The organism is Paracoccus sanguinis (assembly GCF_012689545.1).
Lineage (GTDB): Bacteria > Pseudomonadota > Alphaproteobacteria > Rhodobacterales > Rhodobacteraceae > Paracoccus > Paracoccus panacisoli.
On record NZ_CP051542.1, the window covers coordinates 1,835,106 to 1,851,343 of the forward strand.

The 16,238-nt window shown below is 71.6% G+C and carries 14 protein-coding genes; 9 read left to right on the top strand and 5 right to left on the bottom strand.

The annotated features are described in order from the left end of the window. Positions 1-178 precede the first annotated feature (178 nt). The 4 genes from HGN31_RS16500 (at position 179) to uvrC (ending at position 5,202) form a co-directional block, all read left to right on the top strand. Entirely contained in the window at positions 179-1,036 is an 858-nt protein-coding gene (locus tag HGN31_RS16500; protein ID WP_425325337.1) for a cytochrome c1, read from the top strand. Between the two features lie 137 nt (positions 1,037-1,173). Continuing rightward, complete coding sequence (locus HGN31_RS08725) at positions 1,174-1,989, top strand: S49 family peptidase (protein ID WP_168782958.1); 816 nt, start codon at positions 1,174-1,176, stop codon at positions 1,987-1,989. Positions 1,990-2,153: 164 nt separating this feature from the next. Then, positions 2,154-2,885: an SDR family oxidoreductase gene (locus HGN31_RS08730; protein ID WP_244961211.1), complete on the top strand. Its 732-nt coding sequence runs from the start codon at positions 2,154-2,156 to the stop codon at positions 2,883-2,885. Between the two features lie 301 nt (positions 2,886-3,186). After that, positions 3,187-5,202 carry an excinuclease ABC subunit UvrC gene (gene uvrC / locus HGN31_RS08735; protein ID WP_168782959.1) on the top strand — a complete coding sequence of 672 codons (2,016 nt, stop codon included), beginning with the start codon at positions 3,187-3,189 and terminating at the stop codon, positions 5,200-5,202. Between the two features lie 665 nt (positions 5,203-5,867). Here uvrC and HGN31_RS08740 read toward each other — a convergent pair. Together HGN31_RS08740 and HGN31_RS08745 are read right to left on the bottom strand one after the other, a co-directional pair. After that, positions 5,868-6,767, bottom strand: coding sequence for an ATP-binding protein (locus HGN31_RS08740; RefSeq protein ID WP_168782960.1), 900 nt, complete (start codon positions 6,765-6,767; stop codon positions 5,868-5,870). Then, positions 6,764-7,159: an STAS domain-containing protein gene (locus tag HGN31_RS08745; RefSeq protein ID WP_168782961.1), complete on the bottom strand. Its 396-nt coding sequence runs from the start codon at positions 7,157-7,159 to the stop codon at positions 6,764-6,766. The genes HGN31_RS08740 and HGN31_RS08745 overlap by 4 nt, the downstream gene beginning before the upstream one ends. A 91-nt stretch (positions 7,160-7,250) precedes the next feature. Between HGN31_RS08745 and HGN31_RS08750 the strand changes: the two genes are divergently transcribed. Both HGN31_RS08750 and HGN31_RS08755 read left to right on the top strand, forming a co-directional pair. Further along, the gene (locus tag HGN31_RS08750) at positions 7,251-8,411 is read left to right on the top strand and encodes a thiolase family protein (RefSeq protein ID WP_168782962.1); all 1,161 of its coding nucleotides are present in this window, start codon (positions 7,251-7,253) and stop codon (positions 8,409-8,411) included. Positions 8,412-8,534: 123 nt separating this feature from the next. Beyond that, positions 8,535-10,697 (top strand): M10 family metallopeptidase C-terminal domain-containing protein, encoded by a 2,163-nt coding sequence (locus HGN31_RS08755; protein WP_168782963.1) that lies wholly within the window; start codon positions 8,535-8,537, stop codon positions 10,695-10,697. Between the two features lie 58 nt (positions 10,698-10,755). Here the strand turns inward: HGN31_RS08755 and HGN31_RS08760 are convergent, their stop codons facing one another. Then, positions 10,756-12,228 (bottom strand): NAD-dependent succinate-semialdehyde dehydrogenase, encoded by a 1,473-nt coding sequence (locus tag HGN31_RS08760; protein ID WP_168782964.1) that lies wholly within the window; start codon positions 12,226-12,228, stop codon positions 10,756-10,758. Positions 12,229-12,466: 238 nt separating this feature from the next. On the opposite strand from HGN31_RS08760, the gene HGN31_RS08765 reads away from it, so the two are divergent. After that, a complete protein-coding gene (locus tag HGN31_RS08765) occupies positions 12,467-13,138 on the top strand; it encodes a DUF1236 domain-containing protein (RefSeq protein ID WP_036705561.1) in 672 nt (223 codons plus the stop codon). 97 nt (positions 13,139-13,235) lie between these two features. Here HGN31_RS08765 and HGN31_RS08770 read toward each other — a convergent pair whose 3' ends face one another. After that, positions 13,236-14,210 (bottom strand): P1 family peptidase, encoded by a 975-nt coding sequence (locus HGN31_RS08770; protein ID WP_168782965.1) that lies wholly within the window; start codon positions 14,208-14,210, stop codon positions 13,236-13,238. Positions 14,211-14,384: 174 nt separating this feature from the next. On the opposite strand from HGN31_RS08770, the gene msrA reads away from it, so the two are divergent. Beyond that, positions 14,385-15,059 carry a peptide-methionine (S)-S-oxide reductase MsrA gene (gene msrA, locus HGN31_RS08775; RefSeq protein WP_168782966.1) on the top strand — a complete coding sequence of 225 codons (675 nt, stop codon included), beginning with the start codon at positions 14,385-14,387 and terminating at the stop codon, positions 15,057-15,059. Continuing rightward, positions 15,059-15,973, top strand: coding sequence for a 50S ribosomal protein L11 methyltransferase (locus tag HGN31_RS08780; protein ID WP_168782967.1), 915 nt, complete (start codon positions 15,059-15,061; stop codon positions 15,971-15,973). The genes msrA and HGN31_RS08780 overlap by 1 nt, the downstream gene beginning before the upstream one ends. Here HGN31_RS08780 and HGN31_RS08785 read toward each other — a convergent pair. Further along, positions 15,970-16,227 carry a hypothetical protein gene (locus tag HGN31_RS08785; RefSeq protein ID WP_168782968.1) on the bottom strand — a complete coding sequence of 86 codons (258 nt, stop codon included), beginning with the start codon at positions 16,225-16,227 and terminating at the stop codon, positions 15,970-15,972. The genes HGN31_RS08780 and HGN31_RS08785 overlap by 4 nt on opposite strands. Between the last annotated feature and the right edge of the window lie 11 nt (positions 16,228-16,238).

Below are 16,238 nucleotides of genomic sequence, written 5' to 3' on the forward strand. Positions count from 1 at the left end.
GGACGCCACGGCCGCGCAGGTCGACGCGCCGGTTCCGGTCACCCCGCCGGTGACGGGCGAGGCCGCCCCGGCCACGGCCACCCCGGCCGAGCCCGCGGCCGCAGCCCCCGCCGCGGACGCCCCGGCGGCCCCCGCGACCGAAACGGCGGTGGTTCCCGCCGAAGAGGCGCCGGCCGCGATCCAGTCGGGCGAGACCGCGCAGGTCGAGCCGGCCGCGAACGACACCGGTGCCGCGACCGAGGCGGCCGCCCCCGCCGACGGCCACGCCGCCCCGGGAGAGGACGCCGCCGCGGCCCATGCGCCCCACCAGGTCATCCGCGACGTCGCCTTCAGCTTCGAAGGCCCGTTCGGCAAGTACGATCAGTTCCAGCTGCAGCGCGGCCTGCAGGTCTATACCGAGGTCTGCGCCGGCTGCCACGGCATGAAGTTCGTGCCGATCCGCACGCTGCACGACGACGGCGGCCCCGGCCTGCCCGAGGATCAGATGCGCGCCTATGCCGGTGCGCTGACGATCGTCGATCCTGAAACCGGCGAGGAGCGTCCGCGCGAACCCACCGACATGTTCCCGACCGTGACCGGCGACGGCATGGGGCCGGACCTGTCGCTGATGGCCAAGGCGCGCGCCGGCTTCCACGGGCCCTACGGCACCGGGATCAGCCAGCTGTTCAACGGCATCGGCGGGCCGGAATACATCTATTCGATCCTCACCGGCTATACCGGCGAGACGAAAGAGCAGGCCGGCACCACCTTCTACGAGAACACCGCCTTTCCCGGCGGCTGGATCTCGATGCCGCCGCCGCTGTCGGACGATCAGGTGACGTTCGAGGACGGCTCGCCCGCCGACCTGCACAGCGCCGCCAAGGACATCTCGGCGTTCCTGATGTGGACGGCCGAACCGAAGATGATGGCGCGCAAGCAGGCGGGTCTGGTCTCGGTGCTGTTCCTGATCGTGCTGTCGGCCTTGCTGTACCTGACCAACAAGCGGATCTGGTGGCCGATCAAGCACCGCGACGACGTGCCCGGCGACGGGCGCTGAGCGGGCGGCACCTTCGCCGACTGCCGACACGATGTGCGGACACGCCCCCTCGCGGGGCGTGTTTGCGTTTGGGAGGCGGCCCGCGATCTGCGCGCGGGCGGGTTGCCGCGCGGCCTGCCCGCGCCTATCTGCGAGCCATGCCCGTCCCCCTTCTCTCGCGGCTCTGGCCGTCCCGTCCCGTGGTTTCGGTGATCCGCCTGCAGGGCGCGATCGGCATTCCCGCGCGCCACGGCGCGGCCGGGCTGTCGGATGCCGGCCTCGCGCTGCTGCTTGAGCGCGCGTTCCGGCGCGGCAAGCCGGTCGCCGTCGCCATCGCGCTCAACTCGCCCGGCGGCTCGCCGGTGCAGTCGGCGCTGATCGCCGCCCGCATCCGGCGTCTGGCCGAAGAGACGAACGTTCCCGTCCATGCCTTCGTCGAGGACGTCGCGGCCTCGGGCGGCTACTGGCTCGCCACCGCGGCCGACACGATCTGGGCGGACGACTCGTCGGTGCTGGGCTCGATCGGGGTGATCTCGGCCGGGTTCGGCTTCGCCGACCTGATCCAGCGCCACGGGATCGAGCGGCGCGTCCACACCGCCGGGCGCTCGAAGTCCTGGCTCGACCCGTTCCGCCCCGAGACGCCCGAGGACGTGGCGCGGCTGAACCGGCTGCTCGAACCGATCCACGAGAGTTTCAAGGCCCAGGTCCGCGCCCGCCGCGGCGACCGGCTGGCCGCCGACCGCGACCTCTTCAACGGCGAGGTCTGGGTCGGGTCCGAGGCCGTCGCGCTGGGGCTGGCCGACGGGATCGGGCATCTCGAACCCACCATGCGCGGGCTCTTCGGGGACCGGGTGCGGTTCCGCAGCTACAGCCAGCGGGTGCCGTTCCTGCGCCGCTTCGGCATCTCGGCCGAGGATTTCATCGACGCCGCCGCCGCGCGCGCGTCCTATGCGCGGCTGACGCCGGGGGGATGAGGCGATGCTCAAGGCGGTGATCCTGTTCCTGCTGATCATGGCGGCGATGGCGCTGGCCTTCGGGCCGGGCTTCCGCCGGCTGATGGCGCGTCTGCTGGGGTTGCCCCGTGGCCGTTGAGGGCGCGGCGCTGGTGACCGGCGGCGCCCGGCGGCTCGGCCGGGCGATGGCGCTGGCGCTGGCCGGGCGCGGCCACGACGTGGCGATCCACTACGACCGCTCGGCCGCCGAGGCCGAGGCCACCGCCGCCGAGGCCCGCGCCCTCGGTGTCCGGGCGGCGGTGTTTCAGGCCGACCTGCTGGACGAGGCGGCGACCGCCGCGCTGGTGCCTCGCGTCACGGCAGAACTGGGCCCGCTCGGGGTGCTGGTCAACAACGCTTCGATCTTCGAATACGACACGCTGGCAAGCGCCACCCGCGAAAGCTGGGACCGCCACGTTGGCTCGAACCTGCGGGCGCCCTTCGTGCTGACCCAGGCCTTCGCCGCCCAGCTGCCCGAGCCGCCGCCGGTGACGGGCGAGCCCGAGGCGCACGGGCTGGTGGTCAACATGGTGGACCAGCGGGTGCTTAAGCCCACGCCCGAGTTCATGACCTATTCGCTGGCCAAGGCCGGGCTCTGGGCGCTGACCCGGACCGCGGCGCAGGCGCTCGCGCCGCGCATCCGGGTCAACGCCATCGGTCCGGGGCCGACGATGCAGGGCGCGCGGCAGAGTGCCTCGCACTTCGCCCGCCAGCGCGCCGCGACCATCCTCGAGCGCGGGGCGGATGCCGACGACATCGTCGCCGCGCTGCTCTATCTGCTCGACGCGCGGGCGGTCACGGGGCAGCTGATCTGCGTCGACGGCGGCCAGCATCTGGGCTGGCAGACGCCCGATATCCTCGGCGAGCCGGTGCCATGAGGGCCGCCGCCGAGTCGCAGCGCGACGTTTTGTCCACCCCTCACGGGGTCGTCACCGGGCCGTCATGAATCTTGTCGCGGAATCAGGGGTTTGTCGCAGGCTGATAAAATAATCAACCAAAACAAATACCTGCAAACGTGCCTAAATATTAATCAAACCGTTTGCCGCCTTGGATTCGCTGGCCGGGGCATCATCGCTCCGCAGCCGCTCCACAGGGTTATCCACAGAAACCGTGGAACACTCCGGGGTTGCAATTACCCTCCGATTGCCGGGGGATCAGGGAATCACTCGAGCCGCCGCCATGACCGCCAAATCGCCCGCCCACGACCCCGAAATCGGGCCCGCCGAGGCCGATCCGACGACCGCGCCGGGCGACGGCGCGGGTGAGGTCGTCGAGCCGTCCCCGAGCCCCGACAGCCCGGCCGAGATCACGGCCGCCCCCGCCGCCGATCCGGCCCCGGCACGGCCGGCGCTCACCGGCCATCGGCTGATTCAGGACTACTGCCGCCGGCTCGACTCGAGCCCCGGCGTCTACCGGATGCTCGATGCGCAGGGCGCGGTGCTCTATGTCGGCAAGGCGCGCAACCTCAAGGCGCGGGTCTCGAACTACGCCCGCCCGTCCGGTCATTCGGGACGCATCGCCCGGATGATCCGCGACACCGCGTCGATGATGTTCCTGACCACGAGGACCGAGACCGAGGCGCTGCTGCTCGAGCAGAACCTCATCAAGCAGCTCAAGCCGCGCTATAACGTGCTGCTGCGCGACGACAAGTCGTTCCCGAACATCCTCGTCGCCAAGGACCACCCCTTTCCGCAGATCAAGAAGCACCGCGGCGCGCGGTCGGAAAAGGGCGACTACTACGGCCCCTTCGCCAGCGCCGGGGCGGTGAACCGGACGCTGAACCAGTTGCAGCGGGTGTTCCTGCTCAGGTCCTGCACGGATGCGACGTTCTCGGCCCGGACCCGGCCCTGCCTGCTCTACCAGATCAAGCGCTGCAGCGCGCCCTGCGTCGGGCGGATCGGCGAGGTCGAGTATGCGGGCCTCGTCGCCGATGCCGAGCGCTTCCTGCAGGGCCGCTCGACCGCCGTGCAGGCGCGGCTGGCGGGCGAGATGGCGCAGGCGGCGGCGGACATGGAGTATGAGCGCGCGGCGGCGCTGCGCGACCGGATCAAGGCTCTGACCGCCGTGCAGTCGGTGCAGGCGATCAACCCCAAGCGGGTGGCCGAGGCCGATGTCATCGCGCTGTATCTGGATGGCGGGCAGGCCTGCGTGCAGGTCTTCTTTATCCGCGGCAACCAGAGCTGGGGGAACCGCGACTTCTACCCCCGCACCGGCGGGTCCGAGTCGCCGGCCGAGATCATGCAGGCCTTCGTCGCCCAGTTCTACGACGACAAGGTGCCGCCCCGGCTGGTGCTTTTGAGCCATCCGGTCGAGGACATGGACCTGCTGGCGGCGCTGCTGTCCGAGCGGGCCGGGCGGCGGGTGGCGATGGGCGTTCCGCAGCGCGGCGAAAAGGCCGAGCTGGTCGAGAACGCGCTGCGCAACGCCCGCGAGAGCCTCGCCCGCCGGCTGGCCGAGAGCGCCACCCAGCGGCGCCTGCTCGAGGGGCTGGCCGAGGCGTTCGACCTGCCCGCCCCGCCGCGGCGGATCGAGATCTACGACAACAGCCATATCCAGGGGACGGCGGCGGTCGGCGGGATGGTGGTCAGCGGGCCCGACGGCTGGGTGAAGAACCAGTACCGCAAGTTCAACATCAAGGGCACCGAGATCACCCCCGGCGACGACTTCGGGATGATGCGCGAGATGCTGACCCGGCGCTTCGCGCGGCTGCTCAAGGACGACCCGGACCGGCAGACCGAGGCGTGGCCGGACCTGCTGCTGATCGACGGGGGCGCGGGGCAGGTCTCGGCGGTGGCGGGGATCCTGGCCGAGATGGGGGTCGAGGATATCCCGCTGGTGGGCGTCGCCAAGGGCCAGGACCGTGACCACGGCAAGGAGGAGTTCCACCGCCCCGGCCGCCGCCCCTTCGCCCTGCCGATGAACGACCCGGTGCTGTATTTCGTCCAGCGCCTGCGCGACGAGGCCCACCGCTGGGCGATCGGCACCCACCGGGCGCGGCGGACCAAGCAGGCGCTGGCCAACCCGCTGGACGAGATCGCCGGCGTGGGCGCGGCCCGCAAGCGGGCGCTGCTGGCCCATTTCGGCAGCGCCAAGGCGGTGGCGCGGGCGGGGCTCGCTGACCTGATGGCGGCGCCGGGGATCTCGGCCACCATGGCGAAGAGCATCCATGATCACTTTCATCCCGAGGGCGGGTGAGGGCGGCGCGTGGGGGGTGCCCGGTTGGGGGCGCACCCTACGCTCCGGCGGCCGGCTGAGATGGGTCGCTGCGAGTGAGGGCGAAGCTACGGACGCACGGCCGAGCCGCCAAGTGATCCAACCCCAGGTGCCGGCGGCCGGCTGAGCTGGGTCTCGCCAGTTGACGGCGGACCTACGGACGCTGGCCCAGCCGCCAGAAACGCCGGGGTGACGGGTGTGGTCGGTCAGCGCTAGGTCATTGGGCCTGACCGGTTTGGTGTGCCGGCCATGGTCCTGCGCTGCGCTTCGCCACCGTGTGTGCCTGAGCGGCGCCCAGAGCTTCGCGTAAGCCGTCCCCCCTACGCCGAAACAGAGTCATCAGGCGGTTCCGCCGTTCGACGAACGGAGTTGTGCGGGAGGGGAGACGGCCAGCGCCGCGATGCCAAGCCCGCGCGCCGCGTTCCTGACCCCGGACAATGAGGCGATCCGTGTCGCATGGTTGTGCCCGCGCAAGGAGGCGACCCCCGCCATGTGACCATCCCCGCGCAACGAGGCGACCCGCGGCACGTTGCCTCGCCCGCGACCTCGCCCCGCGTAAGCATCCCCGCACAACGAGGTGGCTCACGCCGTTTGGCCATCCCCACGCGATACGGCGACCATCTCCCACTCGCACGCTCGCCCGCCCGTCACGCCGCGCCGGCGGCGGGGGGGCCGGGGGGGCGGGTGGCGCGCGGGGGCTCTCGGTCGCGCGCGCGCCGGGCGCCGCGGCGGGGGATGTTGAAGCAGAGCACGTTGCGGGACTCCTCGCGGAAATAGAACAGCGAGCGCGTCAGGTCGCGGATGATGAACCAGCCGAAGCCGCCCGCCCTGAGCGCCGACAACTCGGGCGCCGGGCGCGCCTCGGGGAAGACGAGGCACGATTCGGGCAGCGGCGGCCCGTCGTCGATCACCGCGCAGGCCAGCCCGCCCGTGTGCTGGGTGACCGTCAGGTGGACGAGCACCGGTTGGGAGGCGGTTGCGTCTCTGGCCTCGCGTTCGGACACTCCTGCGTCGGCGGCGCTTGATGCGCTTGCGGTGAGCAGGCTGTCGTCCTGTCCGGGCACGTCCCACCCCAGAACATCCGGCTCCGTCACCGTCGCTTGCGCCACGCCCGAGGGCGTCTCCGGCGCTTCCAGACGACCGGCTCTGACGACCCCGGCCGCATCCCTGCCCGTCTCGCCCATCACGTGGACCGAACCAGCCTCGCCCCGCCCCTCGCCAGCCGACGCGGCGCCGTGGGCCGCGCGGCGCAGCTTGGCGCCCCACGGCTGCTCGGTCGCGGCCGAACCCTCGGCGCTGGCCGCATCCTTCGGACCGTGGCCGCCCGACCCCTCGGGGCCGTGGAGGGTAATGTTGTTCAGCACCTCGGCCAGCACCAGCTCCAGCCGCGACAGCGCGTCGGGGTCAGTGCGGCCGTCGAACCGCCGCCGCAGGTCGATCAGCGCCTCGCGGACATTGGCGAGCGTCGCCTCCATCACCCGGTGGAACATCGGCGCGCCGGGGTTGCCGGCGGCCGGGGCGCCCTGGGGCGTCCGCTGCCGGCTCATGCCGCACCCCCTTGCGCTGCCGCGGCGGCGCCTGCCTCGGCCGGCGCGGGCCGCGACGGGGCCGGGCGCGGGGTCGCGGGCGGGGCTGCCTTGTGGATGGTGAACACCGTTTCCATCCGCGTGAGCTGGAATACCCGGTCCACGTTCGGCCCCAGCGCCGCCACCTCGAGCCGGTGGGTCTCGGGCAGGCCGCGCCGGATCGCCAGGATCGCGCCGAGCCCAGAGCTGTCCATGAACTCGACACGGCTCAGGTCCAGCACGATCCGCGGCCCGTCGCGCGCCACGACCTCGCGCAGCCGATCCTTGAACCGGATCGCCTGCGCGGCGTCGAGCCGGGCGTCGAGCACCCGGACCAGCACGCCGTCGGCCAAATCCTCGATCGTGAAACCCATACTTGCCCCCCGTGCCGAATCCGTGCCTTGATCCTTACCTGCCAAACCTTGCCAAACCGTAAGCGCCGTTCAGAAAAACCGGAGAGTTCCGATGACCGAAGTCTATGTCCGCTCTGCCGTCCGCACGCCGATGGGGGGGATGCAGGGGGCGCTTTCGCCGCTCAGCGCGCCCGAGCTGGGGGCGGCGGCCATCGCCGCGGCGCTCGACCGGGCCGGCGCCGGGGCCGAGGCGGTCGACGAGGTGCTGATGGGCTGCGTGCTGCCCGCGGGTCAGGGCCAGGCGCCCGCGCGGCAGGCGGCATTGGGCGCCGGGCTGCCCGAGTCGGTGCCGGCGGTCACGCTGAACAAGATGTGCGGCTCGGGGATGCAGGCGCTGATGTCGGCCTCGGATTCGATCCGCGCCGGCTCGGCCCGCACCATCGTCGCGGGCGGGATGGAGAGCATGACCAACGCCCCCTATCTGCTGCCGAAGATGCGCGGGGGGGCGCGGCTCGGCCACGCCGAGGTCAAGGATTCGATGTTCCTCGACGGGCTCGAGGACGCCTATGACAAGGGCCGGCTGATGGGCACCTTCGCCGAGGATTGCGCGAGCGCGTTCCAGTTCACCCGGGCGGCGCAGGACGAATACGCGCTGCGCTCGCTCACCCGCGCGCGCGAGGCGATCGAGACCGGGCGCTTCGATGACGAGGTGGTGGCGGTGACGGTCAAGGGCCGCGGCGGCGACACCGAGGTCGGCACCGACGAGCAGCCCGGCAACGCGCGGCCCGACAAGATCCCGACGCTGAAGCCCGCCTTCCGCAAGGACGGAACGGTGACGGCGGCGAACTCGTCGTCGATCTCGGACGGGGCGTCGGCGCTGGTGCTGTCGGACGCGGCCGAGGGCGCCATCGCCCGGATCGTGGGCTATGCCGGCCATGCGCAGGCCCCGGCCGAGTTTCCGACAGCGCCCGTGCCTGCGGCCGAGAAGCTGCTGGCGCGGATCGGCTGGGACAAGGACGACGTGGACCTGTGGGAGGTGAACGAGGCCTTCGCGGTCGTGCCCATGGCCTTCATGCAGAAGATGGGCCTGTCGCCCGAGCGGGTGAACGTGAACGGCGGGGCCTGCGCGCTGGGCCACCCCATCGGCGCCTCGGGGGCGCGGATCGTGGTGACGCTGATCCACGAGCTGCGCCGTCGCGGCCTCAAGCGCGGCGTGGCCGCGATCTGCATCGGCGGCGGCGAGGGCACCGCGATCGCGGTCGAGACGGTGTGAGCGGCGGCTTGCGGGCGCAACACCGCGCGCCCGTCCGCGGCCCATCGCAATCGGCGATTGCCCGGGCGGGCACGGCTGCATTAAGGGATCGTTAACCCCCACCCGCAGCTTCAGGGTTTTGCCATGACCGCTCATGCCCGTTTTGACACCGCCCTGCCGCTTGCCGCCCCCGCCGTCGAGGGCCGGGACGCCCCCTCGGGGGCCACGACCCCCTATGTGCTGACGCCGGGCAACAGCTTCAGCGGCAGCATCGGGTCCAGCTACGACACCGACTGGATTCGGGTCAGCCTCACGGCCGGTCAGACCTACAACTTCACCATGGATGGGGTGTCCTTGAGCGACAGCTACCTCGAACTGCGCAACGCCAGCGGCACCATCGTCGCCTTCAACGACGATTCGGGCCGCATCAACCATTCGCAGTTCAGCTATACCGCGACGCGGGGCGGCACCTACTACATCGCCGCGCGCGCCTATTCGTCCCAGACCGGAACCTATACGGTCAGCTACGACCAGCCCCGGCCCTGGACCAACGACGAGATCGCCACCTATCTCAGCGACGGCTTCTGGCGCGACATGGGCGAGAGACCGCGCGCCTATGACGTGGCGCAGGGCGGGGTGCTGAACTGCGACCTGACCGACCTCAGCGCGGCGGAGCGCTCGGTCGCGGTGATGGCGCTGAACGCCTGGTCAGAGGTCACGGGGATCCGCTTCAACACCAACTCGACCGCCGGGTCGGGGGCGCATATCCGCTTTACCAACGACGATCAGGCGGGCGCCTATTGCACGGCCGACGCCATGTCGGGGGGCACGGTCACGCGCTCGACCGTCAACATCCCGCTCTACTGGCGCGACCAGCCGGGCGAAGGCTTCGCCAGCTACTACTACCAGACCTACATCCACGAGATCGGCCACGCGCTGGGGCTCGGCCACGGCGGCCCCTACAACGGCTCGGCGACGTACGGGCGCGACAACGCCTATGTCAACGACAGCTGGCAGGCGACGGTGATGTCGTATTTCAGCCAGACCGACAACACCACGGTCAACGCGAGCTACGGCTTCGTCGTCACCCCGATGATCGCCGACATCCTGGCGATGCAGCAGCTTTACGGGCTGCCGCAGAACATCAACGGCACCAACTCGACCTGGGGCGAGGGCTGCAACGTCGGCGGCGCCTTCGGGCTGGCCAACCGGATGCTGACCACGGGGCAGATGGTGACCTGCACGATCTTCGACCAGGGCGGGACCGACTGGCTGCGGGTGGGCAGCGACCGCGCCGCGCAGGTGATCAACCTCGCCGGCGGATCGGTGTCGAGCGTCTATGGCAAGACCGGCAACCTCTCGATCGCCGAGGGCACGGTGATCGAGAACGTGCTGGCCGGTCACGGCAACGACCGGGTCAACGGCAACACGGCGGGCAACTGGCTCGCCGGGATGGCCGGCAACGACACGCTGAGCGGGTGGAGCGGGAACGACACGCTCGAGGGCGGGGCGGGTGCGGACCGGCTGGCGGGCGGGGTCGGGGACGACCTCTACATCATCGACCGTCTGGACACGCTGGTCGAGCTGGCCGGGCAGGGGATCGACCGGGTGCGCGCCACCTTCGACTATACGCTCGGCACCAACTTCGAGGCGCTGCTGCTGATCCAGTCCTTCGCCAAGTTCGGGACCGGCAATGCCGTCGCCAACACGGTCGTGGGCAACAGCCAGGTCAACTACCTGTCGGGCGGGGCCGGCAACGACACGATCTTCGGCATGGCCGGCGACGACACGCTGGCCGGGAACGCCGGGGCCGACCGGCTCGTCGGGGGCCTGGGCAACGACACCTACCAGCGCGACAGCCTCGACACCATCGTCGAGGTCGCCAACGCGGGCATCGACACCGTCCTGACCGCGACCGACCTGGTGCTGGGCGCGAACCTCGAGCGGGTGGTCGTCACCGGCGGCAACGCGGTCAAGGTGACCGGCAACGGGCTGGCCAACGAGCTGGTCGGCAACGATGCCGCGAACGTCCTGATCGGCGGCGGCGGGGCGGACGTGATGACCGGCGGTGGCGGCGAGGATGTGTTCGTCTTCTCGGCCGGGCAGGCGGGGCGGATCGAGGACTTCCAGAACGACGTCGACGTGCTGACCATCAACGCCGGCGTCCATGCGCGGCTGAGCGCCGAAGGCATCCTCGCCACCGCCCGCGACAGCGCCGGCGGCGTGGACCTGACCATCGCGGGCGCCGCGATCCGCATCGAGGGGATCTCGGTCGCCGACCTGCGCGATGACCTGATCCTGGCCTGAGGGGGCCACGCCCCCCCTGAATGGGAAGGCCCGGGGCATCCCCCGGGCCTTTGGCGTCTTAGACCGACAGGCAGACGTATTTCAGCTCGAGATAATCGTCGATCCCGTGCCGCGAGCCCTCGCGGCCCAGCCCCGACTGCTTGACCCCGCCGAACGGCGCCACCTCGGTCGAGATGATCCCGGTGTTCACGCCGACGATGCCGTAGTCGAGCCCCTCCTGCACCCGGGTGATGCGGCCGATGTCGCGGGCGTAGAAATAGGACGCGAGGCCGAAGATCGTGGCGTTGGCCTTGTCGATCGCCTCCTCTTCAGTCTCGAAGCGGAAGAGCGGGGCGAGGGGGCCAAAGGTCTCTTCGGTCGCCACCTTGGCGTCGTCGCGCACGCCGGTCATCACCGTCGGCTCGAAGAACAGCCCGTCCTTGCGCTTGCCGCCGGTCACCACCGCGCCGCCGTGGTCGAGCACGTCGGCGATATGCTCCTCGACCTTCTCGATCGCGCCCTCGTTGATGAGCGGGCCGGTCGTCACCCCGTCCTCGAGCCCGTCGCCCACGCGCAGCTTCTCGACCGCGGCGGCGAGCTTGTCGGCGAAGGCGTCATAGACCCCGGCCTGCACGTAGATGCGGTTGGCGCAGACGCAGGTCTGGCCGTTGTTGCGGAACTTGGACGCCATCGCGCCCTCGACCGCGGCATCCAGATCGGCGTCGTCGAAGACGATGAAGGGGGCGTTGCCGCCCAGCTCCATCGAGCATTTCAGCACCTGGTCGGCGGCCTGCCGCAGCAGGATGCGGCCCACCTCGGTCGAGCCGGTGAAGGTCAGCTTGCGCACCAGCGGGTTCTCGCAGAACTCCTTGCCGATGTCCGAGGACCGGCTGGAGGTCACGACCGACAGGATGCCCTTGGGCAGCCCCGCCCGCTCGCCCAGCACGGCAAGCGCCAGCGCCGAGAGCGGCGTCTCGGCCGCCGGGCGGGCGACGAAGCCGCAGCCGACCGCCAGCGCCGGGCCGCATTTGCGGGTGATCATCGCGTTGGGGAAGTTCCAGGGCGTGATCGAGCCGACCACGCCGATCGGCTGGCGCAGCACGGTCAGGCGCTTGTCGGGCTGGTGGCCGGGGATCGTCTCGCCATAGACGCGCTTGGCCTCCTCGCCGAACCACTCGATGAAGGACGCGCCATAGGCGATCTCGCCCTTGGCCTCGGCCAGCGGCTTGCCCTGCTCGGCGGTCAGGATCTTGCCCAGGTCCTCCTGGTTTTCCATCATCAGGTCGAACCACTTGCGCATGACCTGCGCGCGGTCCTTGGCGGTTTTCGCCTGCCAGCCCTTCATCGCGGCGTGGGCCGCCTCGATGGCGCGCCTGACCTCGGCGCGGGAGAGGTCGGCGACCTCGGCAATGACGTCGCCGCGGGCGGGGTTGCGCACGGGGAAGGTCTTGCCGTCGTCCGCATCGACCCATTCCCCGGCCACGAAGGCGCGGGTTTCCATCAGCGACGGGTCGCGCAGCAGCATCTTGAGGTCGGTGGGGCGGGCGGTCATGGCACGGGGCTCCTTCTCGGCGGCGGGGGGCTGCGGCGTCGCACGGGCTGCGGGCGCCGGTTTCGGCCCATGCTCACCACGCCACCCGGCGCTTGTCAAAGCGGCGGCGGCGCGGCGCGGGGCCTCGCCTGACAAAACTAGTTGTGATCCGCCGTGTTGAAACACGCGGGGCGATCCCGCCGTTCATGCCGCGACGGACCCGAACCGGGCCCGACCAAAAACCAGAGGACTGACCGACATGAAGAAGCTGCTTGCCACGACCACCGTCGCCGCGCTCGCCTTTGCCGGCGCCGCCTCGGCCGAAACCATGGCCACCGCGGCCACCGACCTGAACCTGCGGTCGGCCCCGCAATCGACCGCGTCGGTCGTGACCGTCATCGCCAACGGCGACGAGGTTTCGGTCGCCGGCTGCATCGAGAGCGCCAACTGGTGCGAGGTCACCTACAAGGACCAGAAGGGCTGGGCCTACGGCGACTACCTGACCACCAAGGTCGGCGACAAGGTCGAGGCGCTCTACCCCAACCGTCAGGCGGTGGGCGTGACCGTGATCGAGGCGCCCAAGGTCGATGAGCAGAAGCAGGCGATGGACACCGCCGTGGGCGGCACCACCGGTGCTGCGGTCGGCGCGGTCGTCGGCGGCCCGGTCGGCGCGCTGGTCGGCGCGGCCATCGGCGGCTCGGCCGGCGCGGCGGCCAGCCTGACGCCCGCCCCGGAGGTCCGCACCTACATCGACGCCAACCCGCATGACGCGGTCGTTCTCGACGGCGAAGTGGTCGTCGGCGCCGGCATCCCGGACAGCGTGACGCTGTACGAAATCCCCGACCAGAAGGATTTCAAGTACGTGATCGTGAACGGCCAGCCGGTGCTCGTGAACCCGGCCGACCGCCGGATCGTCTACGTCTATCGGTAACAATGACTTCTGTTGACGAGTAAGGGTCGCGGCCCGGCGGAGTCCCTCACCGCCAGCCGCGACATCGGGGGCGGGGCCGCAAGGCCTCGCCCCTTCTTCATGGCCGGCGCGTCGACCAGCAAGGCTGCAGGTCACCCGGCGCCGGGGTCGCCGCATGGACGGCCCGCGCCACGGCCCGGGCGAGCACGGCGGCCGCGGCATGGCCCAGCCGGAACGGGTCGGGCGCGGGGCGAGCGCCGGTCGAGACGGCGAACACCAGGTCGCCGTCATAGGGCGTGTGCGACGGCACGATCGCGCGGGCCAGCCCGTCATGCGCCGCGACCGCCATCCGGGTCAGCCCCGGCTTGGTCAGCGCCGCATCCGTGGCGACGATGCCGATCGTCGTCGCCTCGCCCAGCCGCTTCTCGGGCCCCGGCTCGTCCTCGGGCGCGAACGGCCCGCCGAGGCCGAGGCCGCCGAACTCGGCCCCCATCTCATAGGGCGCCGCCCAGAACTGCCCCGAGGGCGCCGTCACCGACCCCAGCGCATTGACCGCCACCAGCGCCCCGACCGTCGTCCCGTCCGAGAGCACCGCCGAGGCCGAGCCGAGCCCGCCCTTCCACTGCGCCGTGAGCGCCCCCGTCCCCGCCCCGTGCGAGCCGAGCGCGAACTCCGGCCCCGCGGCCTCGTACGCGCGCCGCCCGAGGGCGGGATAGGGGCTCTCGTCCCAGTCCTTGTTGCCGCCGTTCAGCAGATCGAAGAGAATCGCCCCCGGCACGATCGGCACCCGCACCGGCCCCACCGCAAAGCCGCGCCCGGCGGCGCGCAGCCCTGCCATCACCCCGTCGCAAGCCCCGAGGCCGAAGGCCGACCCGCCCGCCAGCACCAGCGCATCGACCTGCTCGACGAGCCGGTCGGGGGCCAGCAGGTCGGTCTCGCGCGTGCCGGGCGCGCCGCCCATGACGTGCACCCCGCAGGCAAAGGGGGCGTCCGCGGTCAGCACCGTGACCCCGGACTTCAGGGCCGCGTCGGCGGCATTGCCGACCCTCAGCCCGGCCACATCGGTGATGAGATTGCGAGGTCCCGGCCGCATCGTCGTTCTGCCCTGTTCCAATATCCCGGGGTCCGGGGCAGCGCCCCGGTCCACCCGCGCCAGTCAGCCCGCAGCGCGCGCGCCGCGCAACCCCCTGCGGGTGCGGGGCGTTGCGCTGCACCCTCGCCGCTCCTACATCCCTCGCACCGCGCCCCCACGCCAAGGAGTTTCGCCATGACCGAGCCCGTCCACGCCATCTTCGGCCGCCCGCTCGGGGCGCCCGTGCCGCGGGGGTACGAGGAAATCGTGCTCGGCATGGGCTGCTACTGGGGCGTCGAGCGCCTGTTCTGGCAGCAGGACGGCGTCTGGCTGACCGAGGTCGGCTTTGCCGGCGGCACCTCCCCGGACCCGACCTACAAGCAGGTCTGCGCCGGCGGCACCGGCCATGCCGAGGTCGTGCGCGTGGTCTATGACCCGAGCCGGCTCAGCATCGAGCAGATCCTCAAGATCTTCTGGGAGAACCACGATCCGACCCAAGGCAACCGCCAGGGCAACGACGTGGGCGACCAGTATCGCTCGGTGATCTTCACCACCACCGACAGCCAGCGCATCGCGGCCGAAACGAGCCGCACCGACTACGACAACCGCCTCGCCGTCGAGGGGTTCGGCGGCATCACCACCGAGATCGCGCCGCTCACCCGGTTCTACCGGGCGCCCGAGGAGGATCACCAGCAGTACCTCCACAAGGTGCCGAACGGCTATTGCGGCCTGCGCGGCACCGGGGTGCAGGCGTCCAGCGCCGCCGCCGTCCACGAGGCCGTGACGGGCGAGGGCGACGGCAACCCCGAGCCGTCGCCGTCCTCGTCGGGCGGCAGCTCGGTCGTCGCCGGCGCTGGCGGGGCGGCGTGATGGCCGAGGCCGAGGACAGCGCCGACGACGCGCGCGACGACGACGCCGCGACCTGGGCCGCGCTGACCCAGACCCAGGGCCGCGCTGCCGCCGAGGCGCTGGCCGAGGCCTGCGAGGACCTCGACCCCGAGCCCGTCGGCACCGGGGTCTTCGAGATCGAGGACGGCAGCGACCGCTGGGAAGTCGGCGCCTGGTTCACCGAGGCCCCCGACGAGATCGCGCTCGCGCTGCTGGCGGCCGCCAAAGGGGCGCAACCCTTCGTCGTCTCGGAGGTGCCCGAGACCGACTGGGTGGCCCATGTCCGCCGCGAACTCGCCCCCGTCGAGGCCGGGCGCTTCTTCGTCCACGGCAGCCACGACGCCGACAAGGTGCCTGAGGGCGCCGAGGCGCTGTGCATCGAGGCCGCGATGGCCTTTGGCACCGGCCACCACAACACCACCCGCGGCTGCCTGCTGGCCTTCGACCGCCTGCTCACGGCGGGCGAGGCGCCGGCGCGGGTGGCCGACATCGGCTGCGGCACCGCGGTGCTGGCGATGGCGGCGGCGCGGGTGCTGCCGGGCGTGGTGCTCGCCTCGGATATCGACCCGGTGGCGGTCGAGACGGCCGAGGCGAACGTCCTCGCCAACGGCCTGGCCGGACGGGTCGAGTGTGTGATGGCCGAGGGGTTCGGGCATCCGCTGCTGCACGACGCCGGGCCCTATGACCTGGTGTTCGCCAACATCCTCAAGCAGCCGCTGATCGACCTCGCCCCCGACATGGCGCGCCAGCTGGCGCCGGGCGGGCGGGCGATCCTGTCGGGTATCCTGACCACCCAGGCCGACGAGGTCGCCGCCGCCTATGCCGAGGCCGGAATGCCGCTCTCGGCGCGCGACGATCTGGGCGACTGGAGCACGCTGGTCGTGCAGCGCGCCTAACCCTCGCGAGCGCGGCGGCGATCGATGTAGTCGCGCAGCTCCTCGATCTCGATCCGGGCCTCGTGCAACTCGGCCTCGAGCGCCGCGGCGCGTTCGCGCGCCTGTGCGGCCTCGGCGGTGTCGCTGGGGGTCGGCCCGGCGGCCACGGGCGCGGGGGAGGCGGCGCGCAGGACCAGCCAGCCGGCGAGGCCGCCGAGCAGGAAGGCCACGAACAGGGCGCCGGCCGCCACGAGGATGAGCGTGTCGTGGGTCATGGCGCGCAGGA